Below are 20,721 nucleotides of genomic sequence, written 5' to 3'. Positions count from 1 at the left end.
AGGTTGGTGAGCTCGTCCTTTTTTAATGCAAACTGTTTTTCCAGCCGCGGATCCTTGATAGCAGGCGCCAGGGCCAACATCCGTTCGCGGATTCCAGCTTTTAATCTCTCCTGGAAGGCAGCGCCGTTAAAAGTTAGCTGCGCATCATAGATATCCCGGAAGAATTGCGAATTGCTTTTTCGCAACCAGTAGTTTACCTGCACCGGAAAAATCCCTGCAACGGTTATATCTAACCGGCCGGTAATGTTATGCTGCAGGATATTGTTTTCAGCATAAGGCGTGTCGATGATCGCCCGGAAATTGGCAGTATAACTGACCAGACCACCGTTGACCTGAAACGCCGGTTTGGTGATGAATAAATTCTTAAAAGGATCATTGAAGTCCGGAACGACCGTATCTTTTATTGACTTCTTTAGTCCTTCGATAAATGGCTGCGATCTTTTGAAAGAATTTTCGACCGACGGCTGTGCCTGTACAGGCACAGCGCCTACCTGGAGAACGACAATAAGGCTGCCATAGAGCAATAGCATTCTACAGCACAGGTAACAACGTACCATGCAGGTTAGGGGTTTGGTCAATAATATTGCTAGGCGTTCATCCAAACGCCTGATTAGTGTATATAATAGAGGTGTAACTCTGGTTTTAGCTGAATTTGGTACAGGGTTCCTGGATCAACAAGAGGCGCAACAGGAAAGTGCATCAGATTAATAATGTTCCTACTACGTTTAATCGAGGGCGTAAAAGTATAAAAAAAACATATAAAAAAATAATGCGTCTACCAATTAATGTTCACGTTACCATTAATCAGTAGACGCTATTGTAAACCAGTTCATTTTTCCTTATCAACGAGACATGTTATTGTCTGATATTCTATTAATATGAGAGAGAATAATTTGAAAATGCCCAACACACCTAACGCACCTTAAGCACTACCCTTCTGTTGGCAGCCCGGCCGGCAGGGGTGGCATTGGTGGCAACCGGTTGTTGTGAACCGTAACCCACTGCCTGTAACCGGCTGGCGTCAACACCTGCTTTCACGAAATACTCCATCACTGCGCCGGCTCGTTTGTCGCTCAGGGTTTGGTTATACTTCGTTCCTCCTACATTGTCTGTATGTCCTTCTATTACCATTTGTAACATTGGATAATTTTTTAACAGCGCAGCTACCGAATCAAGCACAGGGAATGAACGCGGCAGCAAATGATGACTGCCGGTCTCAAAGTAAATATGCTGGGCGGCCCAATTCAACCAGCTTTTCAGGGTGGCGATCTCAGGACAGCCCGCATTCACGGCACTACCCGGCATTTCCGGACATTTATCTTCAGGATCGGCTACGCCATCATGGTCTTTATCAGGCATGGGACAGCCTTTATACGCCAAAACGCCTTTCACTTCCGGACACTCGTCTTCTTCATCATTGATGCCGTCTGCATCCCGGTCGGAGACGGGACAACCAAAATAACGGATAACCCCGGCCACTTGCGGGCACGAATCAACGTTGTCAAAAATACCGTCGCCATCTACATCCGTTGGTGCAGCCGGTTTAATAACGGGTACAGGCAACGGCGTCGGCTCGGTTTTAACGATCTTTCGCCGGGTAATGGTGCCCGCAACGCCTATACTGTGAAAAAAATGGCGGTGTTGGGAGGACGTTACTGCAATGCGGTATTGCGAATTCGCCAGCACGAAAAGATCGGGGGTTATATTCACCTGAACGCCCAGGCCAACCGGCGCATACACACCATACCGGCCATCGTATTGCGACCACCCGGCACCGGCAAGCGCATACGGATTGAACAGGGCCGGCTTTGGAAGCCATTTTGCCCGCACGGCAAAATCATTCTCGATCAACAGCTCCTTTTTACCGGTTGGCTGGCTGCCGTCTTTTGCTTCCGGGAACTCGAGGAAGGCACCGGCCAGGGTCACGCTATAATCGAATCGTTTGGAAAAACTGTTCTGAAAATGAAGGGCCACGCCGGGTTTCATATCCCGTCCAAAGGATTTACCAACACCCCTGAAATCGAGATACGCCAGATGCACGCCCACTGCAGGAGTTTTTGAATAGCTGACCGGCTGACCATTGGCTATCGTTCCCGAGACGATAAAACAACCACTGATGAACGGATACATAAGCCACCGGCCGGATCTGTTGATAGCCTGTACGAGCATTTGTTTGATAGGCACCTGGATTGTAGTAATGGGGTGAGTTTAATAGTGAATTGACGGGAACAAAAATAATAATAAAATCAAACGTTATTTCATTAATAAATCACAAAACCTCAGCGTTCAATAAAAAAGCCAGGCGGTTAAGCCTGGCCTCATTTATGTTGTTCTGTTAATTACCATCAGTTATAATTCTCAAAAAACAGGTTCCAGTCTTTTTGAAATGTTTCAAAATCAAAGTCACTGACCTTTTTCTTATATGTCATGATCGTATTGACAGATTCTTTAAACAATCCAAGCATTATATCCTTTTTTTCCTGCCCTGATACCGATGAGATCCTGACAAAATCAGAAATAATATCATACATTAATAACCTGTCCTTCTTATCAAATCTCTTTCTCAGGTTATACGGACCGCCATCTCTGCAATTAAAGACTACAGAGATCCAGGCGATACCGGGTCCATATTCTTTTGGCTGAAAAAAAGAGCCTATGGCATCCTGTAATGGAAATATAACGCTTTCAATTTTAGCTGCAGAATCGAAGTCCATTGTTATTGTTACTTTCATTCTATTTTATCATTTTATTTCCCGGAGGAAGCTCCCCACCGTTTTGCAATTTATAATTTTCTATTTTTAATCGTTCCAAAATAAGAACCTGTTCTTCTGTTCCTATAAACTCCCGGTCATAATAAACACCCAACTTTGTTAATTGAACCTGCGAATATCTTTGAGATTGATCAATTGTTGTTCCAAATTTCCATACTTCTCCTTTCTTTAAGAACTTGGTAGCCACGGGTTCCTTTTTACCCCATTCCATCACCGGGTACATTCCATCTGCTGATGCCCTTAGTGCATATTGCTCATGGCTTAAAAGGGGCGAACCGCTTCCTTTTCCACCATATTTTTTCAAAAGACCGGGGCTAAGCGAAAGATTACCTGTCATTCGCACCTTGGTCTGTGCCAGAGGCGCTAACGGCGCCAACTGATTCTTAGGAATATACCCATCAATGGTACGCCTCTTGATCTCCTCGAAACGCTGGTTCGCATCCTCTTTGTCTCTTTCCGCGATCTTCTCCGGAAGCAGATGCCAGGGCAATCTGTCTTTTGAGAAATCGAGCTTTACAGCAGCTTCAGACCTGATTATTACATCGCCTCCTCCATTATGAGCATCCGGAATATTCAGATCATAACCGGTTGTTGAGAATGGTGTACCCTCAGGCGTTGTTCTTACTATCTCCATAGGAGGCGGTGTATATGCACCACCTCTGCCACCTCCGCGTATAACTCTTAGATTAGGTCCAGAACTTGCAGGTGCTACTGATCTGAACGTTTGCAAACCAAGCAGGTCAACTGCGTCAATGGGCCTGTTACCTGCAAACTGATAAGGCGTCAGTTCAGGGAACTGTTTGGTCATGGGGTCAACGCTCAACAGCCTTCCAATCCGAGGGTCATACCCCCTCATTCCATAATCCTGCTGATTCCCCAACCCCTTCACCTCATTATCGTTCATCTTGCCATTGAACCCGAACTTGTACGTCTTTCCGCTATTGGGTAACGCTACACGGCTTATCATCCCGAACGGATAATAGTCCTGGGCAGTCACTATGTGTGGCAGATAGTGATCTATCAAAGAACCGGAGCCGGAAGTTACAGCAAATTTCCGATCGCTCACAGTAACCAGTACGTTTCCTAAATGATTAGTTAGCTCATACTCTTTAAAGCCGCGGTCAAAACTTTTTTGTTCATAGTAATATTGCATATTGCCTGGTCCACCGTCCACGTCATCACCATCTGTCTTTATGCCCAAGCGTTTGCTTCCATAGAGAACCCGGTTAGCTTGTTTCAGTGTCAGGGTTGCGAGATCGGTTTGGTTACCCTGAGCCGTATAGGTGCTCATGATATTCCCCTGGCCGTCCCGTACATACCAGGTGTAAGATTTATATTCACCAGTAGTAACTATCTCACCAATACGATTACCGGCTGCATCATAAACATATTTGATATTGGTAGCCGGCAAGTCTGCCGTAGCCGTTTTGTTTATCTCCTCGATCTTTCCATATACATTCCATTTAATACCGGTAATTTTCTCGGCATCATCTCTAACGATGTTGCCAGTAGGGTCATAGCCGTAGTTATTTGCCAACTGGCCGTCGATGTCTTTGATCCGGTTATTCGGGTCTACATATCCATTTGCGGGAACATTATCGGTAATATGGCTTAACTGGTTTGTATTAGGGATATAGCGATAATTCAGGCTGTCCATTTGCGCTGTTGTGCCGTAAAAGCTCTTGCGCAGGTATTTCAGGATATTGCCATTGGCATCATAGGCTATTCGCTCCTTCAGTTTTTCACCCATTGATTGCATTCCCTGCCAACCGTTCGTTGCAGCACTAAACCCGTTATATGCATCCTGTGCAGTGAGGCGGTTGAGCTGGTCGTACCGGTAATTGTAGAAGATCAGCGGTCCACCCGGATTATTATTATCAACAAGCTCAAACTTCCTTTGATAAATGCTGCTGCTGCTTATATTTCCATTATATAATGGCTTGAATTCATTCGCAGGCAAATACCCGCTATACCCGGGGAATGGATTTCCATTAAGGGCTGTGTAATCATTTCCAAAATAATTGAGGGTGAGCCCGAATGCATCTTTGGCAGTGTATTGGTTCAGGCTACCGGCCTTTCCATCTTCACCCATGTCGGTTACATCTGTGCCGCCGGTACTGTTAATTCCTTTTAACCACCCTTGCAAGGTATACGCATAATCAACTCCCTGTACTTGCTGGTCGCCCAACGTAAGCCGCGCCAGGGGCCCATGCCGGTAATACTCATAGCGGGCGTCTTTCTCCCAAACCAGGCTATCGCGGCTGGTTTCAACCAGTGTCAGCCTGTTTTCAGCATCATAACTGTAGCGGTGAAAATATCCATCGCGCCAGCCATGCTGGTATATGACCATGTTCACTTTCCCGCTGATGAGATCATATTGATAACTGATCTTCTTCCAACGGTTCTCATTCCTGTTCATTATATTGGCTGTAGCGGCAAAACTGCTATTGCCATAATCCTGCAACAGGTGGTCTACATTTCCCAGGATATCGTACGTGTAAAATGTTGCCTGGTTGTATGCTGTATTGCTACCATCTTCTGTGAGCGTAGCATAGCTTATCCGGTTCCGGAGGTTCTTCTGGCTTATGATCAACCGCTTGTCGGCCACTGCATCAAATCCTTCATACGGCAGATCATAGTAAGTATTGACAAATTGTTTACGTCGGTTATTGAGGGCGCCCAGCCAGCCTGCCAATACATTCGTGTCACGGCTGATAGCGTCGCTCATAGCGTTATTGGCGCTAAGATTGCTTACTTCTCCTACTTCCGTTAAACGCCCCTGCTGATCGTATTTGTTATAGCTGTACAACCGGTTTTCCTCTGTAGCGCTTGCCGCTTTCTGCCTTGCATTGCGGCTGATGGCCAACCGGCCCAGGCGATCGTACCAGAATTCAGACAAACCTCCATCCGGTGAGTATTGCTCCACCACCTGGTTCAGGGTGTTATACCGGTACTGGACAGGCATTCTATGATGTGGCGTCAACTGCTGGTTGTGGCGGCGGGCAATAGTAACAGAATCAGACCACGCACGTGCCCAGGCGAACTTGCTTACATCCACACCTTGCGGTGCTATTGTTTTTACCAGGTTACCGGCCTGATCATAATAATACAGCGTATAATGGAATTCACTGATCGGCTGGTACACAGTGAAGTTTTCATTATATCGGGCGCCCAAACATTTGGCCAGGTAACGGTCATTGAAATTACCTATAAGCGAATCCCGGTAAGCCTCGTTTATTAACACCCCGGTTGAAGTTGCAAACAGGGTGCTATCGGCACAGATCGTTCGTGGCGTGCGGGTGTCGGGTGCAAATACCGGTTCAGATTTGCCGCAGAGGGTCAATGGAGACTCTTCACATAGAGCTAAATGGATACCGCATGATCTATAAATAGAATCGATTGACGCAAACGACAGATTGGAATTATTCCGCTGATTGAAATAGTTCTCATACCTCACTTTGCATGGAGTACATTTACCTTTTTCATTATAGCGGGCCAGATCATGTGGATCATCAAAATCTTCCTGGTAATAAATATACCCGGCCGTATCATAGATTTTTACATAATCAACCTGCGGCTTTACAGAGAAGAACTGTAATGAATACCTGTACAATCTGGTGAATGGCGCGGTCAGCGCTCGTTGTGCTAACAGGGTATCGTTAATGTAATATTTTACGTTACGTCCTCTGAACTGCAGCTTTATAATTTTCCAATCATTCAAATGTTGCCCAGGCACCGGGTCATTGGCACATGCACTTTGTGAATCGTTATTGTGTGTACACATCGCCACGCCCTGACCATCAACTGGCGATATAGCTGCAAGAATGTCTCCGCTTGCTGTTGAATCGGTATATAACCAAAGCCATGTACTGGCATTGAACCAGTTTGGTTTTACCAGGCTATCCGGCAACTTGATCCTTGTTTCCCAGGTAAAACCAGCCGAATCGAGACAAAGGGTATCTTTTATGTAATCGTAGCCAAAACTGCCAAATGTTGTTATTGTATCAGCGTAGTAAGCAGGTAGTGCCAACACTCCATTCTGGAACAATTCAGCGAAAGGCGGCTTCACCGTATAATTAATACCACCCATGTTCGCTTTCCAGCGTGTCGTATCACTGCCGCTGGCATCCAGGTGAGGAACACCGCCATACTTTTTATAATCGTTCAACCATTTGGTAAGAGTATCACAGGGCGTTTCAAACTTACAGCCATCGAGGGCAATTCCGCAATTCGCATACACCTGCTGGATCTGTGCATACGTCAATGAAGAATTGGTTACCCGGTTATAATACACGGCGAATTTCGCCTGACAACTGTCGACACACCTGAATGCTTCGGGATCGTTTGAAGGTGACTGGAAGGCATCCTCAAATTCTTCTACATATTGCAACTGATTATTCTGATCATACACCTTAATGTAATCAATATACCCGTTATCGGCTTTGCCCTGGAATATATTCTGAAATCCAATTAACCGGTACACCGGCATTGGCACATACCGTTCGGAAACAAAGACATTGTTATAATATACCCGCCAATAGTTGTCACTGGTATGCGTCACTTTAATTTCCACCCAGTCGGAAAAGTCGGAAAGAAAATGATTGGTAGGCGGCGTATAATTACCTTCCCGCCCATACCCTATCATCCCATTATTATTAGCTGCTATATTGGCCGAATCGGCAGCGGTTGCACTGAGGCCCATCACATAGAAATGCGGGTCAATGTTTTCCTTAACATAATCATCATTAAAATGAACCTGGAAGTGTACAGCGCTATAACGGCTCGAATCACGGGCAGGCCTTTTAACGCGGGTCACAACTGTAAATACATTCCCGGTACAAATGGTATCGTTTTTCCGGTAATGTGATCCATAGTTTGACGTATTTATGTATTGATCCGGTATGTGGGCAACGCCATTTTTGTAAATGTCAGTCCGCCAGTAAGTAAAGTTCTCATTGGTAGTTATCTGGCCGCGTCCAAAGCGCGAAGAATCCGACAACCGCAGTTGTGTATATGACTTCAGCACTTCTTTCAATTGATCGCAGGCACTGTTATTACTGCAGTTGTTTAATTTCATACCCTTGCAGCTGTTCGCATAGACGGCCTCGATCTGTGCATAGGTAAGGTTTGTATTCCTGCTTTGATTGTAATAGTTGGTAAATACCGTTTTGTAATCATCCGGTGCTACCCTGACAGAAAGGTCGGGGCAGACTTTATCGTTTACCGAATTAAATTCCTGGTTCATCACCAGCTCACCGCATCCATTGTATACTTTGATATAGTCAACATAGGGAACGGCATTGGTGTAACCGGGATCTGTCCCGAAAAACAGGCCGAATGCGTTCATCCGGGTAAGTGTGCCGGTATAAGGCATCTCCATCAAAAAGGTATCAGCAACATAGATCTGGTACTTATTCTTCAGCACCGTCATTTTGATCTTTACCCAATCGCTCATATCAATGGCCAACTGCTGATGCGGCGTGATAATATGGCCTGGATGGGTACTGTCGGCCAGATCAAAACGGCCAGCTGTTATGTTACATGGGATTGACCTATCTATAAATAACGCGTTGACAAAACCACCCTGCGGCCTGAGTTGAAATTGAAAATTGGGATAATTACAGTTCGTTGAGTCAAGTAAAGGCAGTTTTAACCTTGTTTCGATCGATAAGCCGTTATCGGGTATCTGCAGCGGCGTAAGGTAATAATATTCAATAGCGCCTGGATTATTTCCTCCAAGAACCCGTTGTGGGAAGGTTAATACCCCGTTTTGAATACTTTCAGCCCATGACACCGGAAAATTCGGCCAAATAACCCAATCGGTCGTATCTCCATCATACTGTCCCCCGGGGGTATACGTGGAAATGTTTTTATGATTAGTATTGAACTGATCGAGCAGATCTGCCAGCCCCTGGTCGCAGGACAGATCCTGCTTTTTGTTACAGGTATCAATAAATGACAGGTATTCCTGCACCGTTTTGGAGAATCCTGTATTATGATTCATATAGTTCTCAAAGAGCCGGTTATTTACTCTTTGCAAACTATCGTTTTCTATAGAGGAAGGAAATGCGAATGGAAAATCGCGTTTATAGTTCTGGACTAAAGTATTTATGGTTGTGCAATTCACGCACACGTCCTTAACGCCGCATTGCAACACCGGCGGCAGGTAAACCGGCGTAGCCAGGTTATTACAATTCACCTGTCCGTTGCAGGCCAAACGCAGCGTATCCAGGGCGCCCTGGGAGATTTTTGTTCCGGTTGTTCTCAGCAGGTAGGCCGATAAGTTAGCATCCTTTCCGGCAAACTGAAATTCCTTATACAGTGAATCGACGATATCACATTCACAATCGGCCGGCTTTTGAAACACCGGTTTGTTGATGAACACCGGCTGTTGAGCGTACGGCAACGGAGCAGTCAACAGGTAAGCGTTGCAACTACTGTTGTAAGACTTTCCTCTTATGGCACTATATGCCTTCAATACTTCTTCAAAACTTTTATATTGATAAGTGCTGGATGGTTTCACGGTACTTGCGCCAAACAGGTGATCTACATCCCCCCCTTCCACACACACCTGTACCAGGCGCGGAACGATCCATAAACTATCGTTGCTATTATAATTGCAGGGCTTCAGCTCTTCCCACCATTGCTGCACATAAGATGCACAATTCTGATTGATATACGACTGCACACTGTCACGGGCAGCTTGTTCCGTCGCAGGCATATTTGCTACAGGTAACAGCTGCGGATCAATGAAATTAAGCCTGTGATTTAAATTCGGCAGCGGACTCAGATCGGCATATAAAGGATGCGATGCCTGCGCTATCCGTAAAATGTCAGCCATCAATTCGCGCTTGCGCTGCAAATACATTTCCCGGAAATACTTCCAGGCCAGGTCAAGATCGCCGGTGCAATCGGCGCCAATTGAAAATGCGCTGTTCAACGGTTTATACTGGTTCACACAAGCAGCTTCGCTGGCAGGGCAATTGGCCAGTAAAGTGGCCAGTGACCACATGGAGATCTCGTTGCCGCCTTCCTGCACTTTGTTCAGCAGGTTGGTCTGCATTATATCTTTATATATAGCAGGCACTTTGCCTTCATTGATAAGGTCGGTAAAGAAGGGATCGCGATACGTTGCGTTATACGCGAAATTGGCGCCGGCAGGATGTGTTACGAAATCGCCCGGATTCAAATATCCTTTAGTAACCGCTTCCTGGAATGTTTGGGTATTGCCAAATTGCTGATCCCAGGTATTGCTGGCCGCTAATTCATTATATTTTTGCAGCTTTAAATACTCCGGGTGTTTTTCCAGTAAGGCTTCTGCCCACGAGCTTTTAAAAGATGCTATGAACTCTTCCCGTCCCATGATCCTGGGATCACGTGATTCCAACTGCCCGTTCTCATCGAGATAAACGCTAACATCCTGGTAGTTTTCTTTATCACCATAAGGATTCCAGAAAATGGAATACATGGTCACGTTAGCCGGATTGGCATACTGGCCATACGGAGGTGTTACATCGGCCAGCATTTGCAGCTTTGTCGTTTGTGTCAATGTAGGGCCTTCGCATAATTTTTTACATTCTTCCAATTCGGCATTAAAAGCGCGCCAGGCCTGGGTATAATACGCTCCTTCCTCAGCTGAGGGAATGCCATTCTGTTGCATGTACTTACTGCGGAAAGTTTCCCAATCGCCCACAGTGGCCGTACAGGTGGCGCAGGAAGCTTCACACTGGAGAGTAGTTGTTATCAGGGTTTTCTGCTCCTGAATGGTTTGTTCCAAAGTACGGCAGGTATTACGGGCCATGAATACATCGCGGTAATAATCCATGGCCTTGTTATTCACCGTAAGCGTTTTCGTAACGAGATAGCTGCCCTCCATCAAATACACCGTCGTATCTACTGCCGGCATCAATGCCAGGGTTCCGCAAGTAGTATCAATGGTGTAGTTAGTACGATTTATCACGACCTGCCTGCCATTCGTAAAGGTGCTATTATTGCACTCATCGGTGATGGTAATGCGCAGATCATACACACAATCATAACATACCGTATTGTTGTTACAATCTTTTATGTTGATACTATCTGGCAGCAGGGAGTACATGAAGCGGTGCTGCCCTGCTTTAGTAACCAACAACCCCTTGCTGCTTTCAATCACCGTTCCTTTAACTACGTTACTACTGCTGTCGATTAGTTTCTTAGTAATGAAATAGGGATTGTTGGAAGGGAGTACATCCAGCGCCACAGGTGGCGTACCTGCCAATGCATTGGCTATAACGCGGCCATGCATATCCATATAAGTAATGTTTACCTGTCCGTTGGCATCCCGCGCTGTATTTTTATAATAATGGCTGGCATTCCCTACTTCCGTACCAAACAGCGCATCCAGTTCTTCCTGGTCGGCTGTGTTATAAGTGTAACTGGTTTCATGTCCTTTACCGATATGGAATGTTTCTCCTAATCCCCCTTGCATGCTCAAACGTCCCGTATTATCAGGCGTATATCTTTTTTCGGTAAACACATACCCTTTGGCGTTGGGTATATACTTATGATACCCGTTTGCCGCCAATGGGTTTCCGGCTGAATAATACTGACCAGCGCCGTTGGTTGTATCCATCACCGGTGCGCCTTCTTTACAAACATTATCTGCCTGTAAAGGACCATCATATATCTCCTTGGCGTATTCATGATCAGCACCCGCCGGCACATTCAGCCGGTTGAAATTGGGCGTATATTTTATAATACTGCTTAAAGAAGGCGATGGCATCACCTCAATCACTGGCCGGCCCTGATGATCGTAAAATGTTTCTGCTACAATTGTCGTATCGGTGCTATTATCCCTGGTAACGGTTTGACGGTTCCTTAAAGATCCATCATAATATTCCACTACCGATTTCCTTTTTCCCTCCTCTGAATATGTAGTAGAAGCCTGCCAGTTGAACGTTGAATCATGACCATGAAATAGATACGGGCCCATACCATTAGCATAATCTGAGCTCCATACCGATTCAATACGTTGGCCGTCACGCTTCACCTGCACAGCTCTTACCCTGTAAAACAACCGGCCGGAGGCTTCATACAATAATGGTATGTTATACGATTCTTTGGTAAGGCTTACTCTTGTCGCATTATTCCTGAATATTTTTTTGGGGTCCGGATTGTTATTTGTTTTATAGTTATCGAGCGACAACTCATCAATATACGCCCATTCCAGGTCGTATTCATCAGCAGCACGTTCGGGCTGCCAGTAAACATTCAACTCCCCTTTTGTTGACACGGTGGCCGTATTGGCAAAAATCTGCTGAATCGCATTATTGGTGCAGGAGAAGTTATACTCGCGGTTCACCATTATTTCATTCGTTAGCAGAAGGGCATCGCGGTAATCGCTCAGATTACCTGAAGCCGTAATACTCACGATCTTCAGTTCTACCTTATACCAGTCATTTCCAATGTACACTGACCTATGCTGATAGGTCGTGTATTTCGAATACTCTATATGCAAAGTAAAGTCCTCTTCCCCTGTAACCGGTGTGCCATTGTTATCCCGGGTGTAATGTAATTTACAATTCATCGTTACCTGGAACTCGTCGGGTAACATATGCCTGTACGACTCATCTATCTGAAAAGTGATAAGGTTCTTTACAAAATAGGTATTCTGTAAAGGTTTTAACGAAGGGTCGAAGTACACCGCATCCATTACCATACTACCCGAATCGGCAGCCAGCTGGTTCCCTCTCAATGGGGGTGCGGCATACCGTTCATCGATGGCTTTTACGGTATTAAAACAACCGAGCAGAAAACAAAAACACAATAACCGGTAAATATAGCGTTGCATGAAATACGGTTTATTGATTTAACGAGTTGATTAGTTGATAACTGGTATATGGCGCTACCATACTGGCAATACCGTTGCTCCAGCTGAAATATGTATTCGTTGAGAATGCAGCATCAGTAAAAATTCCTGTTTGATAGTTACCGAACGTAACGTTCACCGCAGACGGCATTTTGCTACCAACAGGCGCCGCACCTGAGCGAGATTTATTAAACCTATATTGTATAGCCTGTATGCGATAACTGGTCTTATCATATATGATGTCGAATTGCCGGTACGGGCTTTTTGCCTGAAACAGGTACGACAATTTTTTGTACCCACCGGTATCGGTAGCCGTCATTCCACTCACAAATGATCTTTTAAAAGAAGCGCCCATAACATCAACCTGTAACAAATACTTAAAAAGATCTACTGGCCGGGACAACACCGTCTCTCGCTTGTTATGTTTTAACAGCAAATTGTACAAGCTGCTTTGAATGAACTCAGTACTGTCATCGGCGACTATATGTACCTTGTTGCCGCACACCTGATATTGATAATGTATTGTATTACTGGTACCGTCGTTATAAGTGATCACATTAATAGCTTCAAAACTTTTATGAGTCGTATCCTGGAGTGCCCGTTTTATATTTATCAATTCCCGGGAAGCTAAAAAAGTATTGGATACCGGCTGCCCGGTCGCTTTCATCAGACTGGCAATCACCAGCAGGGCGGCCAGTTGAATGGGTAACCTCTTTATTGTTCGCATAAATAGTTTATTTTAGTTATTTACCCGCATTACTCCTTGCTCATTGCGCTCCGCGTTTCTTTAAGGGTCTTTATTCCCCGCTCGGTTTCTTTTTTAAGCCTGATCATGGTTCCTTCATCATCGTATTCATAGAAGGTGGCATAGTTGTTCTCATCCAGTTCTGCCATCAACCGCAGGTTGATCGGGTTGTACACAAACGATTTCATATTACTATGGAATGGCTGTACCCTTATGTCATCAAAGTAAACCGGTGAAGAAGAAGTGGCGCTCATGGAAACAGATACACCTGTAGCCGTTTCAGGAATGGTTAACGTATCTTCTATCCGTTGCCAGCCTTCGATGATAGTGCCTGATGGCTTCAGTGAGAAGAAGCTGGTGCCCGACCCATTATTGAAAGAGAGGTTGAGGCGCGCCCCATCATAGTTACCGGTGGTACAAGGACCTTCCTGTTTTACCCAGGCGCTCACTACCACTTTTTGTTTTTGTAAGGGAGAAAAGCGTTTATTGATCACGTTGCTACCGGTAGGTGGTTTGAACTGAACGCACCAGGTGGTATCCCTGAATACTGTATTGGCTTTTACGGTATTAATGTCAGAGCCAAGAGGATACAACTGCGTTGCAGGCACCACTTCCCGCCATTGCGATTGCAGACCCTGACTCTCCCACTCCAGTTTGGCATGATAGTCTCCACCGTTATTATCCCATAATACCACGATTTCATACAATTCGCCTTGTTCAAGTTCTATAGTTTCCGTTTCATATGCCGTTGCATACTCATGCTCCTCGCGGGAAGGATCCTCCATAAACCTGCCCTGGGTAATTCGCCTGGTTACGCCGTCTTTGGTAATATATATTGACATCGCATCATCCGCTGTACACCAGAACTTATACACTCCCGTATAACGTGGCTGTATATAACCTCTGAAAGAATAAAAGATATATTCTGTACGGCAGGTATTTTGTATCTCGTTGACATGGATCTTATAATTTATATTGGAATTAATGCCGGTATATAAAGGCGGTTTATTTGGGTTATTTACCTCGTACGGGTAACAACCGCCCCCATTGGTAAAATAATAGTTCCCTAACCCCGGTCCATTTCCATGCACTACAGTAGAAACCAGCGGAATGGAGTCTTCTTTCATCGACAGTTCGGGTTTAATGGCATCTTCGCTCGCTGAACCCAGGCTAACATATTTGTTCACTGCATTATTACCTTCAACGCATAAACTGTACAAGCCGGTGTGGCTTTCGGTTGCTACCAGGTTCGCATTGCTGCCAAAGTCGGCATGGCGGTTGATCAAACAATTTTTACAATTATTCGTCTGATAGCCATAATCTTCGAAACCATCAAATGCAATTTCCCGGCTTCTCGCATTCTGAGCTGCGGCTATTGGCAGGGTATTGTTATAACCATATTGGCCTGCATTAAATCGATCTATCGGATCATGGTTCTCAATCTCAAATCCTTTATTGTTGAACCTGGTCATTTCGCTGTTCCAAACCCAGCGGCTTTCATCGCTATTGGCGGTCATCAGCGTATTGGTAAATGACCAATAAGGCGCAAAATCCTTTATAACCCCGTCTTTGCGAATATTTGTTGTGCTTAAAGCATCAGATTGTTCTCTTCTGCTATAGTAGGTATATTCCCGGTCGGGTCGCCAGTTACCGAGGATGCCAAACCGGTAGAAGTTAACAGCGGTGTCGTTTATGTTTGGCCTGCACACAAATGTATCAACCCGCCAAAGGTTACAGTAATAACCAGGACCCGGTGTACCATCGTCAGCACCGAAAGGCGGTGTTTCAGCGTACCAGGGCTGCGAGCCATCTGCGCAGGGAATTATATACTCAATGTCAATGGCAGGTAAACAAGTCGTTTTTGGCGTGCACTGCTCGGGTGTAAGGTGTGTGTTATAAATTAACCTGTTCATCAGGTGGTGGCCGCCTCCCGGATCATCGAGTCGGATGCGGATAACAGGTGGGTTCCCTAATGCATACCGATCATGCAACATTGCCCGCGCCATAGGGGTAATGTTTACGTTCTCATTCCTTACCTCATCAACGCCAGCAGCTGTTGCCGGAAGCAATACCCTTGTTGCCAGGTCCAACGGTTCGGAACTGGACCAATAAAATCCCTGCGCATATTTTATATCGGCTTCATTTGCCGCATTGTCAATAACATCCCTCACCCAGCCTGCGCTCAGCCGCTCTATCCAACTCCTGTTCGTCGATGCCCTCTGGTTTTTGTGGGGTATACCCTGCGTTCCGTATAATCGAAGGGTGGCAGAAGTAATTATTGCATTCTGTGGGATCCCATCCATATTAAACCTTAAAAAACTTCTGATCTGTTCATCCCAGGAGCCTTCACCATCGTCATAGGCAGTAGCTTCGAAATATTTATGATTGGGTAAATGACCGAGCGCACGGTTATCGCCATTGCCTCCGCCCTTGTAGTCATGAATAGCATAATTATCCACAGCAGTAAGGGTTGTACGTTCTATATGCACCCGGTGCGTTGCAATTATGCTAGTATCCTTGGGATACAATGTGCTGTCCACCATCCACAGGTCTTTGAACCTGGCGGCGCTGGCATTGATTACCCTGGTGGCCGGGTCAAATACCAGCTTTGGCACACCACCTACCAGTCGAACCGGTGTTTCCTGTGAAGTGATATTGCCAACCGATGTGCCTGCCATATTGCGTTTGCCGGAACGGATGATCCGGAGATGCTGTGCATCGCATGAATACGGCAGGCCATCTGCATCAATAAAATAAAGACCTTTTTGTCCCTGTGTGCCGCGTGACGCATCAACAGCCCAGATCTTTTTGTATTTCGGATCATTATCAAACTGGTAATAGTCAGGTTTGCAATGATCATCAATTGTGGAAGTACGCTTATCGTTACCAAACACCAATAGCTCATCTCCGCTTTCAAAGTAACGGCTGGCCGGCACCCGGCTGTTATTGCCATATAACATGATGCCTTTTCTGAACCTAATATTCTTTAAAACGGTGCCAATGTTCTGGTACGCGGGGGCCATACCCGTATAAGCCCAGTGTGCCGGATAATTAAAATCATACACGGGATCGTCAAACTCATTGTTGGTTTGCGTCAACAAGACTTCGCCCGTTTCTCCGTCGTATACCAGGTTGCGCATGGTCACGCGGCTGCCTTTATCAATTCGCAGAACACTGTCGAGGATCCCGTACCTGTTTATGATTTTCAACACAGCAACAGAACGATAACGGTTGGTTTCCCCGTTGAACAGCGGTATAATGGTAAATATTGGGGCGGTGATTGGCGGCACCAGCCAAATAAGATCCATATTGGCTTCTATATTGCCACTGGTGGTTTCTGATTTCTGCTCGCGCACATCGATCATTACCTCCACTTCCTTACCCATTTCTCCATCTGTATCTATAGTTCCATCCTTACCGGCAATAGCCACCCTGCCAGATAATTTAGCCTGAGCAGCGTTATCATTTACCAGTTTGTAATAATTGTAAGTATAGTTGATCGGATTGTTCAGATCATTCTGTCCATAACTGGCCTGGGATTTTGGCTTTCCGTGCATATCGTTCAACTCAATCTTGAAACCCTGGCTGAGCGTAACATAGTTACGCGCATCAAAAAAGAAAGGGTTCTTTATCGGTGTCTTGAACGATTTTTTACTGTCACCATCAATAGGTGTGTATTCAACAATTGTTGGAAAATCCTTTGCTGTGTAGAAGGTTGATTCATCGAACCCGTTGGCAGACTTCTTATCCCTGTGAATGGTTTGCACCCGCACCTTGCTGTAGCCTACCGAAGGACCAGGGAAAAATGTTTCCGCAAATGGTTCTTCTGCATACAGGTAGTCAGTGGGTCCCATAGCACCTACCTTCTCTGCATATACTTTCGCCGGAACATGGAACGGATTCTCATCTCCACCGATCATAGGCTCATACGACGCAACCCCGCTGCTGATGCCGGTTGGCACCCCATCTATCATTACAGTATCGGTGTAAGTATAAGTTTGTCCATATCTCGCTTCCTTTTGTACCTGGCTCGTCATCTTATTCCAGTTATCAAACAGCTCGGTTTTCTTTACCCTTAGTCCCCCACCGAATTTCCTGTAAATGGGATTATCAAGGCGGGCAAACGATCTGTCCAATACCACACTGCGACAACGATTGTCACCGCGGGCTTTATTCTCATAATTAGCTTCCTTCAACAGATTCACTACGCCGCTGAATACAGAGGTCATCATACCTACAGCTGCGCGGATATCAATTTTGTCACCTGGTTCAGACCAGGGATAGGCTTTGGATGGCAGGTTCAACCGCAGGAACTGAATAGCAGCGGTTGCAAATGGACTTTGCCGATCTTTGATCGCTTTAACCCTGACCCAAATGGTCTTGTTGTTTATATGGGAAGCAACGCCATAATTTTCAATTTCTGCATAACAGGGCACCAGTTCATAGCCATTTCCCCACCTGTCGCCAGGCATATTTACTGCCAGCTTAAAGAACAGCTGGTTTACCCCATCCAGGTATTTACGTCCTACCTCTGCAGCGCTATTAACCGGCTCCGTGACAGTTATAAAAACAACATGGTAATCATCATTGGCTGTTTTATTGGGATACAATACCGGTTGAGGCGTGCTGTTCTGCGAATTACCAAAACCGGCTATGGTAAAGAACTGCATGGCGCGTTTGTTCTGCACATAGGCATAATCATCCGATTCATAAGTGATCTTTAATCTTCCGCCCGAAGGCAGTTTGATTTCTGACAATGCCCATGGAGCTGCATTAGCGGCTGCTTTGGTAGTATCCCAGGTCTTTACGCCTGTTTGCAAAGTGTACGGGTAATCGGCATTGGTCATTGCCGTGCCGTTGCCGGGATTATTGGCCGGGTCCTTGTAGTTACCCCAGCGGTCAACCGATCTTTGCGAGTAATCGGGGTTGGCGCCATAGGTAAAAATATACGGATTGCGCCGCCCTTTTTCATTCTTACTGTAACTGAACCAAACCTTTTTCAACGTAAGTTTACCGCTGTCTGCCAGTGAACCAAGATTCTTTTTACACAACTCATAGTTGTACTCGAAATGAACCGTCTTTATCGGACGGGCATTCGTTCCATTCTTCAGAAAATCGGCCTTGGTATACAGATTGATCTCTTTCAGCTTGTATAATTTCTGACCTGCATTTTGTCCACCGTCCTCACCATTCACGCCATACCCGTCTTTTCTATCAGCGTCTAATACAAAAGTGGCGATCATGGTCTTTGATTCTACTGAGTTCAAATACCACACTTCACGCTCTCCATAAGTAAAGCTGCCTTTATCATCGCGCTTATCGGTTTTCAATCCTTCATTATAGGAAGCCGAATCCAATTGATAAGGCGCCCGCCACCTATAAGGCTGGTTTAAGCTATAGGCCTGGCTGTAATTAAATTTTACCGCATCGCCGTTGTCGTCCTGGGTAATGCCGTCACCGGTGAGGTCAACGTAATCGCTCGACAAAATACCTGATAATAAAAACGAATGCGAATAAGCCGGAGTCGATTCTTTATTAAATAAACCATCCTTTCCCTGATTGTTGTCAACAGATTTGTCACGGCCGCTATACTTAACAAGCGCAGTTGAATTGTTACCATTGTCTTTATTGGTAGCCATTGTAATTTCAACCTGCGATTTGTTATACACCGGAATGCCATATACATACCGGCGGCCATCGGGGTTCAGCACGGTGATCTCAGAAAGGTGGTGTGCTTTACGCGCGCCTTCATTCCGGTTAATAGCCTGATAACCGCATCCGCTGACAGGAAAAGAGTTGATAGGATACCATTTTATCTGTTTGTCAAGCGCCGCTGCGGCTGCTTCTGCAGCATTGAGATAAGATATCACCTGGCCGCGTTTATCTCTTTGTTTGCGAACCGTGTTCAGGTCGAATGTTTGTTTGCCTGCTACGCGTGCGTTCTTAAACAACAACATATTGCGCGTGGCCGTAACCAGCGAATTGTTTCTGTCGCCAGATGCCAGTTCAACCCGCATCAGGTTATCACCACCCAGTGCCTGCTGGTAAACTTTATCAACCGCTGCTTTTTCTCCGGGATTTTTAAAATATACATTTTCATAGGTAGTGTCTACGTCCCTGAACCTGATCACATCCACCAGCCGGTTATCCCCGGTCCACGCATTGGTTTTGGTAACGTTGTTTACCAGGTTATAATCAACACCTGCTTTTAAAATACTTCCAAAGCCCACATTGGTTCCAATATTGTCGTTGCCACTTTTGGTGGTCATTTTATGATCGAACACAAACCCGATGTCACTGCGGAAAGGCCGGAACATACCGCCGGTGCCTTCCCCGCTTATTGACCAGGTATCGTAGGTATAAACTGGTATTGCGATATGTGGTGAACTTTCGCTCCACGAAACGTCTTTCTCCCGGTTATAATCGAGTAATACATTCTGATCATTACCCGCTTTTTCATAATACATATAACCGTAAGCCGGCATGGTACGGGTCTTTTCTTCCACCTTTTGCTCAGAGATATACCCTTGCACAAACAAGCTGCCCGGGAAAAAGCCCTGCCCTTGCGGTCCTACCTTGGCGCGGTAGGAAAAGCCTTGCGACGTATAAGGTATTCTGATAGTTGGCGTATAAGACGGCTTCGAAAAAGAAATGTTTGACCTGAAACGCCCGATACCCGGATCAAATTTTTGTTTCCTGCTACCGTCATCTGCGCGTTTTATTTCTCCGGTGATCTGCAGGTTCTGAATACCGGTGCGGGAATTATAATTGGTACCAATCGTTATACCACCCTGCAGCTGCGCTTCCTTACTTCCCATGGTAAAACCCATCGATGGACTTATATCCGTTCCGGTTTGCGAATTGCTGGTGATGGATAGACCACCCGTCAATTCACCCTGCGATCCGGTGCCTACGCTGATGCTTACGTGTGTTTCTTTCTCGATCCCCCACCCTTTATACGTATTATGAAAGATGCCGTATGAACGGTCTACGCCTATGGGAATGGGTGCACCAAATATTTCCAGGTTCACGCCTGCCCCAAAGTTGCCACCAATCGTACGGTTGGGTTTAACACTAACCGTTTTTGTTACTTCATCTGCATTCGGAACTCCTCCCCTGAAATCATCGGGCAATCCCCGCATATTGCGCGAGATCACGCCCGGATTAATGTTCCAGCCCAACCCTACCCAGCTTGCTTCCTGGTCCATAGTGACCCCGCTCTGGTAATGCAGGTTCACCGGGTAACCGCCCACATCAAGCAATGGAATATTATAGGAAAAATCACCGGAGAACGGATCAACCAGGTTGTTTCCATTCACCGATTGAAAGCTTTGCATCTCCGGCTGTGTTGGGCCGGT

General features: G+C 45.7%; 6 protein-coding genes. All 6 read right to left on the bottom strand.

Annotation, left to right across the window (positions count from 1 at the left end; all coding sequences use genetic code 11):
- Positions 1 to 530, bottom strand: a 530-nt coding sequence (locus tag JUB15_RS28080) for a hypothetical protein (RefSeq protein WP_207516082.1), incomplete at its 3' end; no start/stop codon positions are given.
- Positions 531 to 912: 382 nt separating this feature from the next.
- The gene (locus JUB15_RS28075; RefSeq protein ID WP_207516081.1) at positions 913 to 2,184 is read right to left on the bottom strand and encodes an OmpA family protein; all 1,272 of its coding nucleotides are present in this window, start codon (positions 2,182 to 2,184) and stop codon (positions 913 to 915) included.
- Between the two features lie 161 nt (positions 2,185 to 2,345).
- A complete protein-coding gene (locus JUB15_RS28070) occupies positions 2,346 to 2,732 on the bottom strand; it encodes an Imm44 family immunity protein (RefSeq protein WP_207516080.1) in 387 nt (128 codons plus the stop codon).
- A 1-nt stretch (position 2,733) separates the two neighbouring features.
- Entirely contained in the window at positions 2,734 to 12,600 is a 9,867-nt protein-coding gene (locus JUB15_RS28065; RefSeq protein ID WP_207516079.1) for an RHS repeat domain-containing protein, read from the bottom strand.
- Positions 12,601 to 12,610: 10 nt separating this feature from the next.
- Positions 12,611 to 13,345 (bottom strand): LolA3 family protein, encoded by a 735-nt coding sequence (locus tag JUB15_RS28060; RefSeq protein WP_207516078.1) that lies wholly within the window; start codon positions 13,343 to 13,345, stop codon positions 12,611 to 12,613.
- Between the two features lie 29 nt (positions 13,346 to 13,374).
- Positions 13,375 to 20,700, bottom strand: a complete 7,326-nt coding sequence (locus JUB15_RS28055) for a PA14 domain-containing protein (RefSeq protein ID WP_207516076.1) — start codon at positions 20,698 to 20,700, stop codon at positions 13,375 to 13,377.
- Positions 20,701 to 20,721 lie beyond the last annotated feature (21 nt).

Source organism: Longitalea luteola (assembly GCF_017356035.1).
GTDB classification, from domain to species: domain Bacteria; phylum Bacteroidota; class Bacteroidia; order Chitinophagales; family Chitinophagaceae; genus Niastella; species Niastella luteola.
The sequence above is the reverse complement of the archived record's forward strand: the minus strand, read 5'-3'. Positions and strand labels throughout refer to the sequence as shown.

Coding starts and splice junctions, on each gene's coding strand:
- JUB15_RS28060 (WP_207516078.1), bottom strand. CDS start 13,345: ATGCGAACAATAAAGAGGTTACCCATTCAACTGGCCGCCCTGCTGGTG.
- JUB15_RS28070 (WP_207516080.1), bottom strand. CDS start 2,732: ATGAAAGTAACAATAACAATGGACTTCGATTCTGCAGCTAAAATTGAA.
- JUB15_RS28065 (WP_207516079.1), bottom strand. CDS start 12,600: ATGCAACGCTATATTTACCGGTTATTGTGTTTTTGTTTTCTGCTCGGT.
- JUB15_RS28055 (WP_207516076.1), bottom strand. CDS start 20,700: ATGCAAAGCTTTCAATCGGTGAATGGAAACAACCTGGTTGATCCGTTC.